The organism is Pseudomonas sp. RAC1, from assembly GCF_030658255.1.
In the GTDB taxonomy this organism is placed as follows: domain Bacteria; phylum Pseudomonadota; class Gammaproteobacteria; order Pseudomonadales; family Pseudomonadaceae; genus Aquipseudomonas; species Aquipseudomonas boreofloridensis.
On sequence record NZ_JAUTXS020000014.1, the window covers coordinates 117,126 to 132,113 of the forward strand.

Annotated in this window: 17 protein-coding genes and 1 tRNA gene; 2 read left to right on the plus strand and 16 right to left on the minus strand. The window is 63.3% G+C overall.

What is annotated here, in order from left to right:
• Positions 1 to 83: 83 nt before the first annotated feature.
• The 10 genes from iscX to trmJ all read right to left on the minus strand — a co-directional run bounded on the left by iscX (position 84) and on the right by trmJ (position 7,338).
• On the minus strand, positions 84 to 284 hold the full coding sequence (iscX, locus tag Q7C30_RS03145) for a Fe-S cluster assembly protein IscX (protein WP_317870643.1): 201 nt from the start codon (positions 282 to 284) through the stop codon (positions 84 to 86).
• 10 nt (positions 285 to 294) lie between these two features.
• Positions 295 to 636, minus strand: a complete 342-nt coding sequence (fdx, locus tag Q7C30_RS03150) for an ISC system 2Fe-2S type ferredoxin (RefSeq protein ID WP_029613654.1) — start codon at positions 634 to 636, stop codon at positions 295 to 297.
• Between the two features lie 3 nt (positions 637 to 639).
• On the minus strand, positions 640 to 2,502 hold the full coding sequence (gene hscA, locus Q7C30_RS03155) for a Fe-S protein assembly chaperone HscA (protein ID WP_039575489.1): 1,863 nt from the start codon (positions 2,500 to 2,502) through the stop codon (positions 640 to 642).
• A 42-nt stretch (positions 2,503 to 2,544) separates the two neighbouring features.
• The gene (gene hscB, locus Q7C30_RS03160; protein WP_317870644.1) at positions 2,545 to 3,066 is read right to left on the minus strand and encodes a co-chaperone HscB; all 522 of its coding nucleotides are present in this window, start codon (positions 3,064 to 3,066) and stop codon (positions 2,545 to 2,547) included.
• Positions 3,067 to 3,074: 8 nt separating this feature from the next.
• The gene (gene iscA / locus Q7C30_RS03165) at positions 3,075 to 3,398 is read right to left on the minus strand and encodes an iron-sulfur cluster assembly protein IscA (RefSeq protein ID WP_029613656.1); all 324 of its coding nucleotides are present in this window, start codon (positions 3,396 to 3,398) and stop codon (positions 3,075 to 3,077) included.
• Between the two features lie 23 nt (positions 3,399 to 3,421).
• Positions 3,422 to 3,808 carry a Fe-S cluster assembly scaffold IscU gene (gene iscU, locus Q7C30_RS03170; RefSeq protein WP_003248539.1) on the minus strand — a complete coding sequence of 129 codons (387 nt, stop codon included), beginning with the start codon at positions 3,806 to 3,808 and terminating at the stop codon, positions 3,422 to 3,424.
• A 46-nt stretch (positions 3,809 to 3,854) separates the two neighbouring features.
• Positions 3,855 to 5,069: an IscS subfamily cysteine desulfurase gene (locus Q7C30_RS03175; protein WP_039575446.1), complete on the minus strand. Its 1,215-nt coding sequence runs from the start codon at positions 5,067 to 5,069 to the stop codon at positions 3,855 to 3,857.
• A gap of 38 nt (positions 5,070 to 5,107) precedes the next feature.
• Positions 5,108 to 5,599: a Fe-S cluster assembly transcriptional regulator IscR gene (gene iscR / locus Q7C30_RS03180; RefSeq protein ID WP_029613657.1), complete on the minus strand. Its 492-nt coding sequence runs from the start codon at positions 5,597 to 5,599 to the stop codon at positions 5,108 to 5,110.
• Between the two features lie 177 nt (positions 5,600 to 5,776).
• Positions 5,777 to 6,562 (minus strand): serine O-acetyltransferase, encoded by a 786-nt coding sequence (gene cysE, locus Q7C30_RS03185; RefSeq protein ID WP_039575444.1) that lies wholly within the window; start codon positions 6,560 to 6,562, stop codon positions 5,777 to 5,779.
• Positions 6,563 to 6,567: 5 nt separating this feature from the next.
• Complete coding sequence (trmJ, locus tag Q7C30_RS03190; protein WP_295484521.1) at positions 6,568 to 7,338, minus strand: tRNA (cytosine(32)/uridine(32)-2'-O)-methyltransferase TrmJ; 771 nt, start codon at positions 7,336 to 7,338, stop codon at positions 6,568 to 6,570.
• Positions 7,339 to 7,489: 151 nt separating this feature from the next.
• On the opposite strand from trmJ, the gene suhB reads away from it, so the two are divergent.
• The gene (suhB, locus tag Q7C30_RS03195) at positions 7,490 to 8,308 is read left to right on the plus strand and encodes an inositol-phosphate phosphatase (RefSeq protein ID WP_029613659.1); all 819 of its coding nucleotides are present in this window, start codon (positions 7,490 to 7,492) and stop codon (positions 8,306 to 8,308) included.
• Positions 8,309 to 8,390: 82 nt separating this feature from the next.
• Here suhB and Q7C30_RS03200 read toward each other — a convergent pair whose 3' ends face one another.
• The 6 genes from Q7C30_RS03200 to queA all read right to left on the minus strand — a co-directional run bounded on the left by Q7C30_RS03200 (position 8,391) and on the right by queA (position 14,462).
• Positions 8,391 to 8,939, minus strand: coding sequence for a glycine zipper 2TM domain-containing protein (locus Q7C30_RS03200; protein ID WP_029613660.1), 549 nt, complete (start codon positions 8,937 to 8,939; stop codon positions 8,391 to 8,393).
• Positions 8,940 to 9,059: 120 nt separating this feature from the next.
• Entirely contained in the window at positions 9,060 to 9,968 is a 909-nt protein-coding gene (secF, locus tag Q7C30_RS03205; protein ID WP_039575437.1) for a protein translocase subunit SecF, read from the minus strand.
• Between the two features lie 10 nt (positions 9,969 to 9,978).
• Entirely contained in the window at positions 9,979 to 11,841 is a 1,863-nt protein-coding gene (secD, locus tag Q7C30_RS03210; protein WP_317870645.1) for a protein translocase subunit SecD, read from the minus strand.
• Between the two features lie 64 nt (positions 11,842 to 11,905).
• A complete protein-coding gene (yajC, locus tag Q7C30_RS03215; protein WP_317870646.1) occupies positions 11,906 to 12,241 on the minus strand; it encodes a preprotein translocase subunit YajC in 336 nt (111 codons plus the stop codon).
• Between the two features lie 41 nt (positions 12,242 to 12,282).
• The gene (tgt, locus tag Q7C30_RS03220; protein WP_016393977.1) at positions 12,283 to 13,398 is read right to left on the minus strand and encodes a tRNA guanosine(34) transglycosylase Tgt; all 1,116 of its coding nucleotides are present in this window, start codon (positions 13,396 to 13,398) and stop codon (positions 12,283 to 12,285) included.
• A gap of 14 nt (positions 13,399 to 13,412) precedes the next feature.
• Positions 13,413 to 14,462, minus strand: a complete 1,050-nt coding sequence (queA, locus tag Q7C30_RS03225) for a tRNA preQ1(34) S-adenosylmethionine ribosyltransferase-isomerase QueA (protein WP_295484556.1) — start codon at positions 14,460 to 14,462, stop codon at positions 13,413 to 13,415.
• 108 nt (positions 14,463 to 14,570) lie between these two features.
• On the opposite strand from queA, the gene Q7C30_RS03230 reads away from it, so the two are divergent.
• Positions 14,571 to 14,655 (plus strand) — tRNA-Leu (locus Q7C30_RS03230).
• Positions 14,656 to 14,988 lie beyond the last annotated feature (333 nt).

Sequence of the window (14,988 nt, forward strand, 5' to 3'; positions counted from 1 at the left end):
CTCCAGAATATTGAGTGTTGCGAAAAATTAAACCCGCGAATTATACGCGGGTTCGAGGGCATTGCCTAACCTGCGGGTGTCACTCAGTCGGCTTCTTCGATCCAGGCCGCCTGGATGGCTTCCAGGACCTTTTCGCCGCCGCGCGCCGGATCGTCACTGAAGTCAGGCAATTCCATCACCCAACTCCGCAGATTGACGAAATTCACGTAACGAGGATCGACGTCCGGCTTGCTTTCTGCAAGCTGAATGGCGATTTCAAGTACATCAACCCATTTCAGACTCATTCCGTGACCCTCAATGTGGCGCTTCGGCAGCGTGGTTGAGCGAATACTTGGGGATTTCGATGGTCAGGTCCTGGTCGGCGACCACCACCTGACAGCCGAGACGCGACTGCGCCTCCAGACCCCAGGCCTTGTCCAGCATGTCCTCTTCCAACTCGTCGGCTTCCTCGAGGGATTCGAGGCCCTTGCGCACGATGCAATGGCACGTGGTGCAAGCCTTCACGCCGCCACAGGCACTTTCCATTTCGATATGGTGCTCATGGGCCAGCTCCAGGATGTTGGTGCCGGACGCGACCTCGACGGTCAGCCCCTCGGGGCAGAATTTCTCATGCGGCAGGAATGTCACCAGCGGCATCGATTACTCCTCGATCTCATTCAGGTTGCGCCCGGCCAGTGCGGCTTTGACCGTCGAATCAAGGCGACGGGCGGCAAAAGCATCGGTCACCTGCGACAGACGCTTGGTCTGCTGCTCGATGGCCGGGCCATCGGTGCCGTTGAGCAAATCACGCAGTTCTTGCATCTGGAACTCGATGGCCTCGCGCTCCTCGCCACTGAGCAGGCGCTCGCCGTCCGCCTCGAGGGCACCCTGTACCGCTTCGAGCAGGCGTTCGCCATCGACCTGGTGCTCGCGCAACTGGCGCGCCTGCTTGTCGGTACCGGCGTGCTCGAAGGAGTCCTTGAGCATGCGGGCGATCTCGCCGTCGGTCAGGCCGTACGAAGGCTTCACCTGAATACTCGACTCCACACCCGAGCCCAGTTCGCGCGCGGCGACGCTCAACAGCCCATCCGCATCCACCTGGAACGTGACGCGGATCTTCGCCGCGCCGGCGACCATGGCCGGAATGCCACGCAACTCGAAGCGCGCCAGCGAGCGGCAGTCGCTGATCAGCTCGCGCTCGCCCTGCAGGACGTGGATCATCATGGCCGACTGGCCGTCTTTGTAGGTGGTGAACTCCTGGGCGCGCGCCACCGGAATGGTGGTATTGCGCGGGATCACCTTCTCCATCAACCCGCCCATGGTCTCCAGACCGAGCGACAGAGGGATGACATCCAGCAACAACAGTTCACCGCCTTCGCGACGATTGCCAGCCAAGGTATCGGCTTGAATCGCCGCGCCGATGGCCACCACTTGATCGGGGTCGATCGAGGTCAGCGGCGCACGACCGAACAACGTGCCGACCGCGTCGCGCACACGCGGCACACGGGTCGATCCACCCACCATGACCACCGCCCCCACCTCTTCCAGCTCGACGCCGCTGTCGCGCACGGCGCGGCGGCAGGCCTTGAGGCTACGGGCGATCAACGGCTCGATCATGCCTTCGAAATCGGCACGGCTGAGCTCACCGCTCCAGGCGCCGTGGCTGACGCGAACGCTATCGGCATCGGTCAAGGCTTCTTTGGCGGCGCACGCCGCCTGCAACAACTGGCGCTGAGTGGCAGGATCGAGGTCAGCGGACAGGCCCGCCTGTTCAATGATCCAGCCCGCGATGGCATGATCGAAATCATCCCCGCCCAGGGCCGTGTCACCGCCCGTGGCCAGCACTTCGAACACGCCGGCCGTAAGGCGCAGAATGGAAATGTCGAAGGTGCCGCCGCCCAGGTCGAAGATCGCCACCACGCCTTCGGCGTTCTGGTCCAGACCATAGGCCACCGCCGCTGCGGTGGGCTCGTTGAGCAGGCGCAGCACGTTCAGCCCGGCCAGACGCGCAGCATCCTTGGTGGCCTGACGCTGAGCGTCGTCGAAATAGGCCGGCACGGTGATCACCGCGCCCACCAGTTCGCCACCCAAGGATTCCTCGGCGCGCTGACGCAGCACCTTGAGAATGTCGGCCGACACCTGCACCGGGCTCTTGGGCCCCTGAACGGTGTCGATGAACGGCATGTGCGACTCGCCGCCGACGAACCGGTATGGCAGCTGTTCACCCAACTGTTTGACGTCTGACAGGCCTCGGCCCATCAGGCGCTTGACCGACAGGACGCTGTTGAACGGGTCGCTGGAGGCTGCATCGCGGGCAGCCTGGCCGACTTCGCAGCGGTCCTCCAGGTAGCGCACCGCGGACGGCAGGATGAGGTTGCCCTGGGCATCGGGCAGCGGCTCGCTGCGGCCGCTGCGTACCGCGGCGACGAGCGAGTTGGTGGTCCCCAGGTCGATGCCCACCGCCAGGCGGCGCTGGTGCGGCTGGGGGCTCTGACCGGGTTCGGCGATCTGCAGTAGGGCCATGCTTATCTTGATACCTTGGGCGCCGTCACGGTGGCGCCGGGGTTAATCGTCGAGGCGCTCTTCGAGTTGGCGCACTTCCTGGGCGAGCTTGTCGAGGAACTGCATGCGGCGCATCAGGCGCTCAGCCCTGTCGCGCTCGGCAGCTTGATCCCAGCAAGCGGCGAATTCCTCGTCGAGAGTGCTCTGGGCACCCTTCAGGCGCTGCTTGAACACGGCAACGCCGTCGAGGTCGGCTTCGTCCTGCAGTTCCTCGAGTTCTTCGCGCCACTGCATCTGCTGCAACAGGAAGTCGGGGTCGTGGACCGTGACTTCCTGAGGCACCTCCTGGCCGCTGATGGCCAGCAGGTAACGCGCGCGACGCGGCGCACTGCGCAGCGTCTGGTAGGCGTCGTTGAGGGCTGCGGAGTTTTCCAGGGCCACGCGCTGCTCACGCTCGGAGGCGTCGGCGAAGCGGTCGGGATGGACCTCGCGGGCCAGCTCGCGATAACGCGCGGCCAGCTTGTCGAGGTCCAGGCGGAAGCTCGGTTGCAGGTCGAACAGAGCGAAATGGCAAGGGCTACCCACGTCAGGCCTCAGACATTGAAGCTTTCGCCGCAGCCACATTCACCGCGCACGTTGGGGTTGTTGAACTTGAAGCCTTCGTTCAACCCTTCCTTGACGAAGTCCAATTCGGTGCCATCGAGGTACACCAGGCTCTTCGGGTCGATGATGACCTTCACGCCGTGGTTCTCGAACACCTGGTCTTCGCTCGCCAGCTCATCGACGAACTCCAGCACGTAGGCCAGGCCCGAGCAGCCGGTGGTACGCACGCCCAGGCGAATGCCTTCACCTTTGCCGCGTCCGTCGAGGGAGCGGCGAATGTGGTTGGCGGCGGCTTCTGTCATGCTGATAGCCATCGGAACTCCTTCGCGTGGGCGACTTAGATCAAGCCTTTCTTCTGCTTGTAATCGCGTACGGCTGCCTTGATGGCATCCTCGGCGAGCACCGAGCAGTGGATCTTGACCGGCGGCAACGCCAGTTCTTCGGCCAGCTGGGTGTTCTTGATGGTTTCGGCTTCGTCCAGGGTCTTGCCCTTCATCCACTCGGTGGCCAGGGAGCTGGAGGCGATGGCCGAGCCGCAGCCGTAGGTCTTGAACTTGGCGTCTTCGATCACGCCTTGTTCGTTGACCTTGATCTGCAGGCGCATCACGTCGCCGCAGGCCGGAGCACCGACCATGCCGGTGCCGACGTCTGGGTCTTCCGCATTCATCTTGCCGACGTTGCGCGGGTTCTCGTAGTGGTCGATGACCTTTTCACTGTATGCCATGGTGCAATTCCTTCCTCGTCAGGGAGCCGCTCTTGCTGGCGACTGCTTAGTGGGCGGCCCACTCGATCTTGGAGATGTCGACGCCGTCCTTGTACATATCCCACAGCGGCGACAGTTCACGCAGTTTGTTCACGGCCTTGCAGACTTCCTGCGCGGCGTAGTCGACCTCTTCCTCGGTGGTGAAACGACCGAAGGAGAAGCGGATCGAGCTGTGCGCCAGCTCGTCGTTGCGGCCCAGAGCGCGCAGCACGTAGGACGGCTCGAGCGACGCGGAGGTGCACGCCGAGCCGGACGATACCGCGATGTCCTTGAGCGACATCAGCAGCGACTCGCCTTCCACGTAGTTGAAGCTCAGGTTCAGGTTGTGCGGTACGCGCTGGGTCTGGCTGCCGTTGACGTACAGCTCTTCGAGGTCCGAGACCTGCTTGAAGAAGCGGTCGCTCAGGGCCTTGATGCGCACGTTTTCGGCGGCCATTTCCTGCTTGGCGATGGCAAACGCCTCGCCCATGCCGACGATCTGGTGAGTCGGCAGGGTGCCCGAACGCATGCCACGCTCGTGACCGCCGCCGTGAATGATGGCCTCCAGACGTACCCGCGGCTTGCGGCTGACGTACAGCGCGCCGATGCCTTTAGGCCCGTAGGCCTTGTGCGCGGAGAACGACATCAGGTCGACCTTGAGCTTTTGCAGGTCGATCTCGACCTTGCCAGCCGACTGCGCGGCATCGACATGGAACAGCACGCCGCGAGCGCGGGTGAGTTCACCGATGGCAGCGATGTCGTTGATCGAGCCGACTTCGTTGTTCACGTGCATCAGCGAGACCAGGATGGTGTCGTCACGCAGCACCGCCTCGACCATCGCCGGGGTGATGATGCCGTCTTCACCGGGTTCCAGGTAGGTGACTTCGAAACCTTCGCGCTCGAGCTGGCGAGCGGTGTCCAGGACCGCCTTGTGCTCGATCTTGGAGGTGATGATGTGCTTGCCCTTGGTCTGATAGAAGTGCGCGACGCCCTTGATGGCCAGGTTGTCGGACTCGGTGGCACCGCTGGTCCAGACGATCTCGCGCGGGTCGGCATTGATCAGTTCAGCGACCTGGCGACGGCCGTTCTCGACGGCTTCCTCGGCACGCCAGCCGAACACGTGGGAACGCGAGGCCGGGTTACCGAAGTTTCCGTCGACCAGCAGGCAGTCGGCCATTTTCTGCGCGACACGGGGATCGACCGGCGTGGTCGCGGAGTAATCGAGGTAGATCGGCAACTTCATTGAATATCTCCTATCAGGCGTTGGCGTCGCTCGTCGCATCAGTCGACGGCGGACGTCTCAATCTTGTCCAGCTGGGCAACGCGACCGGCGACACGGCGCAGGTCCTGGCGCTGGGCGACTTCCTGCACCTCACGGCGCATGACGAGGTCGGCCAGACTGATGCCGCTGAGGAATTCATGGATCTGCTGGCTGAGGTCGCACCACAGATGGTGGGTCAGGCAGGTGTCACCGGAGTGGCAGTCGCCGAGGCCTTGGCAGCGGGTCGCATCGACCGACTCGTTGACCGCGTCGATCACCTGAACCACCTGGATGGTTTCCATGGTTCTGGACAACTGGTAGCCGCCACCGGGACCGCGCACGCTGGAGACCAGACTGCTGCGGCGCAACTTGGCGAACAGCTGCTCCAGATAAGAAAGGGAAATGCCCTGACGCTCGGAAATGTCGGCCAGGGATACCGGTCCATGCTGCGCGTGCAACGCCAGGTCGAGCATGGCGGTGACGGCGTATCGGCCTTTGGTAGTCAATCGCATGGCTATGGGTACCACGGGAGTTACAGGATGTGTGCGAGTATGCGATTCCCGAGCATTTAAGTCAACTATAAGACCTAGTGCTTTAGTCGGGTTTGAACGCGGGAGGCGGCGCGATGATAGCAGACACGGGCCGGCAGCACACGCCCTTGGCCAATGCGCCGACCCGTGTTGACGGAATCAGTGCGCCGCCGCGTCGCTCTTGATCGCCGGCTTGACCTCGGCAAAGTCCTCCTCGGGCAGTGCCGGCAGCGCCTTGGCGCTGTAGTCGCTGCCCAACTGAGTGAGCGCACCGCACATGCCTTCGAGGCGCTCGTCGACCGCCTGCAGGTGATCGAGCATCTGGTCGATGGCGCGGGCCACCGGGTCGGGCATGTCGGCGCTGACGCCGTAGGCATCGAAGCCGATCTTCTCGGCCATGGCCTTGCGCCGCGCCCCCGCCTCATCGTCCTGCTGCCTGACGATGATGCGCCCGGGAATGCCCACGGCGGTCGCCCCCGCCGGCACCGCCTTGGTGACCACGGCATTGGAGCCGATCTTGGCTCCAGCGCCAACAGTGAATGGGCCGAGCACCTTGGCGCCGGCCCCGACCACCACCCCGTTTTCCAGCGTGGGGTGGCGCTTGCCTTTATTCCAACTGGTGCCGCCGAGCGTCACCCCTTGGTACAAGGTGACGTCGTCGCCGATTTCGGCGGTCTCGCCGATGACGATACCCATGCCGTGATCGATGAAGAAGCGTCGGCCGATGGTTGCACCTGGGTGGATCTCGATCCCGGTGAGCCAGCGCCCGAAGTTCGACACCAGCCGCGCCAGCCACTTGAAGTCGCGGCGCCACAGGGCGTTGCCCAGGCGATGCAACCAGATGGCATGCATACCGGGATAGCAGGTCAGCACCTCGAAGGCGTTGCGCGCGGCCGGGTCGCGGTGGAATACGCTTTGGATGTCTTCACGCAGACGGTCGAACATAGGGTCTAGTCCTTGCGCTTGTGCGCGTCACCCCGGACGACCTTCTGGGTCTCGGTGAGGATGCCACGCAAGATGCTCATTTCCGAACGATTGACCGAGCTGCGCCCATACAACCGGCGCAGACGCGGCATCAGGTGCTTGGGCTTCGCCGGATCGAGGAAGCCGATGTCCACCAGGGTCTTTTCCAGGTGTTCGTAGAACCGCTCCATCTCGTCCATGGTGGCCAGGTCGTCGCTGGGCGGCGAGCCGGCCTCCAACGCCTCGACCGCCGAGGGCGCTTGCTGAGCGGCCAGCCAGGCCATGCGCACTTCGTAGGAAAGCACCTGGACGGCCGCCGCCAGGTTCAGCGAGCTGAAATCGGGGTTCGAGGCGATGTGCACATGGAAGTGACATCGCTGCAGCTCGTCGTTAGTGAGCCCGGCATGCTCGCGCCCGAACACCAGAGCGATCTCCTCGCCGCCGGCGGCATGCGCCACTGCCTTGGCACCGCACTCGCGGGGATCGATCAACGGCCAAGGAATGCTGCGCTCACGGGCGCTGGTGCCCATGACCAAGGTACAGCCGGTCAGGGCTTCTTCGAGGCTGTCGACCACCTGCGTGCTCGCCAGCACATCGTCGGCCCCGGAGGCCCGCGCCGCGGCCTCATCGGACGGAAACACCTTCGGCTGCACCAGTACCAGCCGCGACAGGCCCATGTTCTTCATGGCACGCGCAGCGCCGCCGATGTTGCCGGGGTGGCTGGTATTGACCAGAACGACACGAATATTCTGCAGCACGGTGACACGCTCACGAAGGCACACGACAAGGCCCGCGATGTTACCTAAGCGAGGGGCGTAACGCCACGAAAGTGCATGTCACCCTTCTGCCGGAACAGTTTTCTGATAGACTAGGCGGCTTTCTTCTTTAACATCTCCAGGTGAAACGCCCATGCAGCCTATGCTGAATATCGCCCTGCGCGCCGCTCGCAGCGCCAGTGAACTGATTTTCCGCTCCATCGAACGCCTGGATAGCATCAAGGTCGACGAGAAAGAGGCCAAGGATTACGTCTCCGAGGTCGATCGCGCCGCCGAGCAGACCATCGTCAACGCCCTGCGCAAGGCTTATCCGAACCACTCGATCCAAGGCGAAGAAACCGGCCTGCATGCCGGCACCGGCGAGGAAGGCAAGGACTACCTGTGGATCATCGATCCGCTGGACGGCACCACCAACTTCCTGCGTGGCGTCCCCCACTTCTCGGTCAGCATCGCCTGCCGCTACCGCGGTCGCCTCGAGCACGCGGTCATCGTCGATCCTGTGCGCCAGGAAGAATTCACCGCCAGCCGCGGTCGCGGCGCCCAGCTCAATGGCCGTCGCCTGCGCGTCAGCTCGCGCACCAGCCTGGAAGGCGCCCTGCTCGGCACCGGCTTCCCATTCCGTGACAACCAGATGGCCGACCTGGACAACTACCTGGGCATGTTCCGCGCCCTCACCGGCCAGACCGCCGGCATCCGCCGCGCCGGTTCCGCTGCGCTGGACCTGGCCTACGTAGCGGCCGGTCGTTTCGACGCCTTCTGGGAGTCGGGCCTGTCGGAATGGGACATGGCAGCCGGCGTGCTGCTGATCCAGGAAGCGGGCGGCCTGGTCAGCGACTTCAATGGCGGCCACGACTTCCTCGAGAAAGGCCACATCGTTGCCGGCAACATCAAGTGCTTCAAGGCGGTGCTGACGGCGATCCAGCCGCACCTGCCGGAAAACCTGAAGCGCTGAGGCGATCTCGGCGGCACAAAAAAAGCACCTCTCGAGGTGCTTTTTTTTATTCAACTGCGCCTGAAAAGAACGCGATCCGCCGTCACTGCCCAGGCTGCGCCTGACTCAACACCAGCTTGCCATTCTTGTCCAGCGGAATGGTCGAACCCGGCTCGTGATCCATCTTCACCACACCTGCCTGATCACCGATGGTGTACTTGACCGTATAGCCCACCACCTTGTCGCTGAGGTCATTGACCGTGTTGCAGCGGGTCTGCGTGGTGGTGTAGGTGTCACGCTGCTGCATGCCTTCCTGCACCTTGTTGCCGGCATAGCCGCCGCCCACTGCACCGGCCACGGTGGCCAGCTTCTTGCCGTTGCCGCCGCCGATCTGGTTACCCAGCAGGCCGCCCGCCAACGCACCCACCACCGTACCGGCGATCTGGTGCTGGTCCTGCACCGGACGCTGCCGGGTCACGGTCACGTCCTTGCACACTTCGCGCGGCGTCTTCACCTGTTGCTTGATCGGCTGCACATCGGTGACCTGGGCGTATTCAGGCCCTTTGTTCACCAAGCTGTAGGTCGCCACAGCACCTCCGGCAGTGACACCGACAGCACCCAGAACCGCACCCACCAGCATTGATTTGTTCACGTGGACTCTCCTGATCGTACTCACGGGGCTACGCCCGCCTTCTCCCTGCCTTGGAGCAAAAAAAAAGGCGCGAGTTCAACACTCGCGCCTCTTGTTACGCCAAACGGCGTAGGAGATTACTTACGGTCGGTCGTCCGCACCCTCGGCCTTGACCGGCGGGATCAGGTCTTCGCTGTTCAGATTCAGCCAGATCAGCACCACGTTGGCGATGTAGATCGACGAGTAGGTGCCGGCCATGACGCCGATGAACAGCGCCAGGGAGAAGCCGAACAGGTTGTCACCGCCGAAGAACAGCAAGGCGGCGATGGCCAGCAGGGTCGACACCGAGGTGGCGATGGTGCGCAGCAGGGTCTGGGTGGTCGAGACGTTGATATTCTCGATCAACGAAGCCTTGCGCATCACCCGGAAGTTCTCGCGCACCCGGTCGAACACGACGATGGTGTCGTTGAGCGAGTAGCCGATGATCGCCAGCACCGCTGCCAGCACCGTCAGGTCGAAGGTGATCTGGAAGAACGACAGGATGCCCAGGGTCACCACCACGTCGTGGATCAGCGAAACGATGGCGCCCACGGCAAACTTCCATTGGAAGCGGAACGCCAGGTAGATGAGGATACCGCCCAGGGCCAGAAGCATGCCGAGGCCGCCCTGGTCGCGCAGCTCTTCACCCACCTGCGGGCCGACGAACTCGACGCGCTTGACGGTCGCCGGGTTGTCGCCGCCAAGTTTCTGCAGGGCGCTGGCCACGCGATTACCCAGTTGTGGGTCGTCGCCAGGCATACGCACCAGCAGGTCGGTGGTGGCGCCGAAACTCTGCACCACGGCCTCATGGAAACCGGACTCGACCAGCTCGGCACGTACCGCCTTGAGGTCGGCCGGGCGTTCGTAGGTCAGCTCGATCAGCGTGCCGCCGGTGAAGTCCAGGCCGAAGTTCAGACCCTTCTGCCACCAGCTGAACAGCGCCAGCACGGTGAGGAGCATGGTGATGGCGAACGCGACATTGCGCACGCCCATGAAGTTGATGGTTTTCATCGCAGCTCCCTCAAACCCACAGCTTCTTGATGTCACGCCCGCCGCAGGTCAGGTTGACCATTGCGCGGGTCACCATGACGGCGGTGAACATCGAGGTGAAAATCCCGAGGGACATGGTGACCGCGAAGCCCTTGACCGGGCCGGTACCCATGGCGAACAGGATGCCGCCGACCAGCAGGCTGGTCAGGTTGGCGTCGATGATCGCGGTATAGGCGCGGTTGAAACCTTCATGGATGGCGCGCTGCACCGACATGCCGGTTTTGAGCTCCTCGCGGATACGCGAGAAGATCAGCACGTTGGCGTCCACCGCCATACCCATGGTCAACACGATACCGGCGATACCCGGCAGCGTCAGGGTGGCCCCCAGCAGCGACATCAGCGCCAGCAGCAGCACCATGTTGCCCGCCAGGGCGACGGTGGCGATCACGCCGAAACCGCGGTAGATGGCGATGATGAACAGCGAGACGAACAGCATGCCCCACAGCGACGCATCGACACCCTTGGTGATGTTGTCGGCACCCAGGCTCGGGCCGATGGTCCGCTCTTCGGCGAAGTACATCGGTGCGGCCAGGCCACCGGCACGCAGCAGCAGCGCCAGCTCGGACGACTCGCCCTGACCGTTCAGGCCGGTGATGCGGAACTGGCTACCCAGCGGCGACTGGATGGTCGCCAGGCTGATGATCTTCTTCTCTTCCTTGAAGGCCTGGATCGGTACGTCTTTCTCGACGCCATCGACCACCTGCTTCTCGTAGCGGGTCATCGGACGCTGCTCGATGAAGATCACCGCCATGCTGCGACCGACGTTGCTGCGCGTGGCGCGGCTCATCAGCTCGCCACCGTGACCGTCGAGGCGGATGTTGACCTGTGGACGACCGTGCTCGTCGAAGCTGGCCTGGGCGTCGGTGACCTGGTCGCCGGTGATGATCAGGCCGCGCTCGACCGCCGCCGAACGATTGCCGTCGCGGAACTCGAACACCTCAGTCGTGGCTTTCGAAGCGCCGGGCTCGGCGCCGAAGCGGAACTCCAGGTTGGCGGTCTTGCCGAGGATACGCTTGGCTTCGGCAGTGTCCTGCACGCCCGGCAGTTCGACCACGATGCGGTTGCCGCCCTGACGCTGGACCAGCGGCTCGGCCACACCCAGCTCGTTGACCCGGTTGCGCACGGTGGTGAGGTTCTGCTTGACCGAGTACTCGCGGATTTCCGCGACCTTGGCCGGCGTCAGCGCCAGGCGCAGGACCGACAGCTCGTTGCGCTCGGTGGTGGTGATGTCGAAATCACTGAAATTCTTGCGGACCAGGGCACGGGCCTGTTCGCGGGTGGCGTCGTCGGAGAAGCCGAGCAGAATGGCACCGTCCTGCTGAGGCAGGCTGCGGTAGCGCACGCGCTCCTTGCGCAGCAGGGTCTTGACCTCGCCGTCGTAGACCTTCATCCGGGCGCTCATGGCCTTGTCCATGTCCACTTCGAGCAGGAAGTGCACACCACCGGAGAGGTCCAGGCCCAGCTTCATCGGGCTGGCGCCCAGGTTGCGCAGCCATTGCGGGGTGGTTTGGGCCAGGTTCAGCGCGACGACGTAGTCGTCACCCAATGCCTTGCGCACCACGTCCTTGGCCGGCAGTTGATCTTCCTGGTTGGTCAGGCGCACCAGCGCACTGCCCTTCTCGCCCAGGCTGCCGCCCTTGACCGCAATACCGGCATCGGTCAGCGCCTTGGTGGCGCGGTCGAGGTCGGCCTGGCTCACGTGCAGGGCCGAGCTTGCGCCGCTGATCTGCACCGCCGGATCGTCCGGGTAGAGGTTGGGAGCGGAATAAATAAAGCCGACCGCCAGTACCACCAGGATCAGCAGGTATTTCCACAGAGGGTATTTGTTCAGCATCACGCCGCCCGTTCAAGACGCGGGGCGCGTTGCGCGCCCCGACTGGAAAAATGAAACCGGTAACTCAGATAGCCTTGAGCGTACCTTTCGGCAGGGTCGCGGCGATGGCGCCCTTCTGGAACTTCAGCTCGACGGTGTCGGACACTTCCAGCACCACGAAATCATCCGATACTTTGACGATCTTGCCGGCGATACCGCCGTTGGTGACCACTTCGTCGCCTTTCTGCAGCGCATTGAGCAGGTTCTTCTGCTCCTTGGCGCGCTTGGCCTGAGGACGCCAGATCATCAGGTAGAAGATGACCAGGAAGCCGACCAGGAAGATCCACTCGAAGCCGGTACCGGCGGGGCCGGCGGCCGGGGCTGCAGCGTCCGCGTAAGCGGCGGGAATCAGAAAGCTCATGTAGCACTCCAGTTGCTTAATTTAGTGTTGTGTACGAACAGTCAATCCAAAGGCGGTACGGGAAGTCCGCGCTTGGCATAGAAGGCGTCGACAAAGGCGGCCAATTTACCCTGTTGAATAGCCTCGCGTAAACCGGCCATCAAGCGCTGGTAATGGCGCAAGTTGTGGATGGTATTGAGCATACTGCTCAGCATTTCGCCGCACTTGTCCAGGTGATGCAGATAGGCGCGGGAGAAGTTGCTGCAGGTGTAGCAGTCACAGGTCGGATCCAGCGGCGAATCATCGTGGCGATGGAACGCATTGCGGATCTTGATCACCCCTGTATCGACGAACAGATGACCGTTGCGCGCGTTGCGCGTGGGCATCACGCAGTCGAACATGTCGACGCCGCGGCGCACACCCTCAACCAGATCTTCCGGTTTGCCTACCCCCATAAGGTAACGAGGTTTGTCAGCAGGCATCTGCGCCGGCAGGTAGTCCAACACCTTGATCATCTCGTGCTTGGGCTCACCCACCGACAGGCCACCAATGGCCAAGCCGTCGAAGTCGATGTTGACCAGCGCTTCCAGCGAACGCATGCGCAGGTCCTGGTACATGCCACCCTGAACGATGCCGAACAGCGCGGCGGTATTGTCGCCGTGGGCGTTTTTCGAACGCTGGGCCCAGCGCAGCGACAGCTCCATGGAGGTGCGCGCCACGTCATGCTCGGCCGGGTACGGCGTGCACTCGTCGAAGATCATCACGATGTCCGAGCCCAGGTCGCGCTGCACCTGCATCGACTCTTCCGGCCCCATGAACACCTTGGAACCGTCCACCGGCGAGGCGAAGGTCACGCCCTCTTCCTTGATCTTGCGCATCGCACCCAGGCTGAACACCTGGAAGCCGCCGGAGTCGGTGAGAATCGGGCCTTTCCACTGCATGAAATCGTGCAGGCCGTTGTGCTTCTTGATCACCTCGGTGCCCGGACGCAGCCAGAGGTGGAAGGTGTTGCCCAGGATGATCTCGGCACCGATGGCCTCGATGTCACGCGGCAGCATGCCCTTGACCGTGCCGTAGGTGCCCACCGGCATGAACGCCGGGGTTTCCACGGTGCCACGGGGGAAGGTCAGCCGACCACGACGGGCCTTGCCGTCGGTGGCCAGCAGTTCGAAGGACATACGACAGGTGCGACTCATGCTTGATCCTCGGGGCCGCGCGGCGCCGGATTGCGGGTGATGAACATGGCATCACCGTAACTGAAGAAGCGATACCCCTGCTCGACCGCCGCCGCGTAGGCCGCCATGGTCTCGGGATATCCCGCGAAGGCCGAGACCAGCATCAGCAGCGTGGACTCGGGCAAATGGAAGTTGGTCACCAGCGCATCGACCACATGGAACGGCCGACCGGGGTAGATGAAGATGTCGGTATCGCCGCTGAAGGCCTTGAGCACGCCATCGCGCGCCGCGCTTTCCAGCGACCGCACGCTGGTGGTCCCCACCGCGATCACCCGCCCGCCCCTGGCGCGGCAGGCGTCGATGGCATCGACCACGTCCTGACTCACCTCCAGCCATTCTTTATGCATGTGGTGGTCTTCGATCTTGTCGACCCGCACCGGCTGGAAAGTGCCGGCGCCCACATGCAAGGTGACGAAGGCGCGCTCCACGCCCTTGGCGGCGATCTGCGCCAGCAACGCCTCGTCGAAGTGCAGCCCGGCAGTGGGCGCCGCCACCGCCCCGGCGCGCTCGGCGTAGACGGTCTGGTAACGCTCGCGGTCGGCGCCCTCGTCGGGACGGTCGATGTACGGCGGCAGCGGCATGTGCCCGACGCGGTCGAGCAGCGGCAGCACCTCTTCGCTGAAGCGCAATTCGAACAGCGTTTCGTGGCGCGCCACCATCTCGGCCTCGCCGCCGCCGTCGATCAGCACCGTGGCCCCGACCTTCAGCGCCTTGCTGGCGCGCACATGGGCCAGCACCCGGTGGCTGTCGAGCACGCGCTCGATCAGCATTTCCAGCTTGCCGCCGGAGGCTTTCTGGCCGAACAGCCGCGCCGGAATGACCCGAGTGTTGTTGAACACCATCAGGTCGCCCGGGCGCAGGTACTCGAGCAAGTCGGTGAAACGCCGGTGCGCCAGCTCGCCGCTCGGCCCGTCGAGGACCAGCAGACGACTGCCGTGGCGCTCGGCCAGGGGATGACGGGCGATGAGGGAATCGGGGAGTTCGAAGGAAAAATCGGCGACGCGCATGATCGTGTTCGGTTTGGCAGGGCCGGGAAGTTTAGCCCAATGCATGAAAATTGACCATGAAAGCCGATTGACCGAGTCGAAGACCCTCACTATACTGCGGCGCCACAAGCCCTGATGGCGGAATTGGTAGACGCGGCGGATTCAAAATCCGTTTTCGAAAGGAGTGGGAGTTCGAGTCTCCCTCGGGGCACCATGATTGAACAGGAAACCGACCTTAGGGTCGGTTTTTTTGTGGGCGGGTTTTGGGTTTTAAATGGCCAAACCAGAGAGGGGCTACGAGACGGTATGGCGCTGCCTGTGCGACGCTGAGCCGGACATTGCCGGATTCTCATGCTGTTGGGTAAGGCACCTCAGTTCACGGACGCTTTCAGGGCTGGAACCATGCCGGGTATGTCAGAAATTTTGTGTTCGGGCATAACATGAGCAAGAGGTGCATGTATGCCAACCAAGAAGAAACCCCTGCGTGACCTACCAAAAATCCCCAAGGAGCTGCTCGAGCAGTTCGGTGAGGGCCTGATGACTGCGG

Excerpts from the sequence above, each read along its gene's own strand:
- iscX (WP_317870643.1), bottom strand. The coding sequence starts at position 284 with ATGAGTCTGAAATGGGTTGATGTACTTGAAATCGCCATTCAGCTTGCA.
- fdx (WP_029613654.1), bottom strand. The coding sequence starts at position 636 with ATGCCGCTGGTGACATTCCTGCCGCATGAGAAATTCTGCCCCGAGGGG.
- hscA (WP_039575489.1), bottom strand. The coding sequence starts at position 2,502 with ATGGCCCTACTGCAGATCGCCGAACCCGGTCAGAGCCCCCAGCCGCAC.
- iscA (WP_029613656.1), bottom strand. The coding sequence starts at position 3,398 with ATGGCTATCAGCATGACAGAAGCCGCCGCCAACCACATTCGCCGCTCC.
- iscU (WP_003248539.1), bottom strand. The coding sequence starts at position 3,808 with ATGGCATACAGTGAAAAGGTCATCGACCACTACGAGAACCCGCGCAAC.
- Q7C30_RS03175 (WP_039575446.1), bottom strand. The coding sequence starts at position 5,069 with ATGAAGTTGCCGATCTACCTCGATTACTCCGCGACCACGCCGGTCGAT.
- iscR (WP_029613657.1), bottom strand. The coding sequence starts at position 5,599 with ATGCGATTGACTACCAAAGGCCGATACGCCGTCACCGCCATGCTCGAC.
- cysE (WP_039575444.1), bottom strand. The coding sequence starts at position 6,562 with ATGTTCGACCGTCTGCGTGAAGACATCCAAAGCGTATTCCACCGCGAC.
- suhB (WP_029613659.1), top strand. The coding sequence starts at position 7,490 with ATGCAGCCTATGCTGAATATCGCCCTGCGCGCCGCTCGCAGCGCCAGT.
- secF (WP_039575437.1), bottom strand. The coding sequence starts at position 9,968 with ATGAAAACCATCAACTTCATGGGCGTGCGCAATGTCGCGTTCGCCATC.
- secD (WP_317870645.1), bottom strand. The coding sequence starts at position 11,841 with ATGCTGAACAAATACCCTCTGTGGAAATACCTGCTGATCCTGGTGGTA.
- yajC (WP_317870646.1), bottom strand. The coding sequence starts at position 12,241 with ATGAGCTTTCTGATTCCCGCCGCTTACGCGGACGCTGCAGCCCCGGCC.
- tgt (WP_016393977.1), bottom strand. The coding sequence starts at position 13,398 with ATGTCCTTCGAACTGCTGGCCACCGACGGCAAGGCCCGTCGTGGTCGG.
- queA (WP_295484556.1), bottom strand. The coding sequence starts at position 14,462 with ATGCGCGTCGCCGATTTTTCCTTCGAACTCCCCGATTCCCTCATCGCC.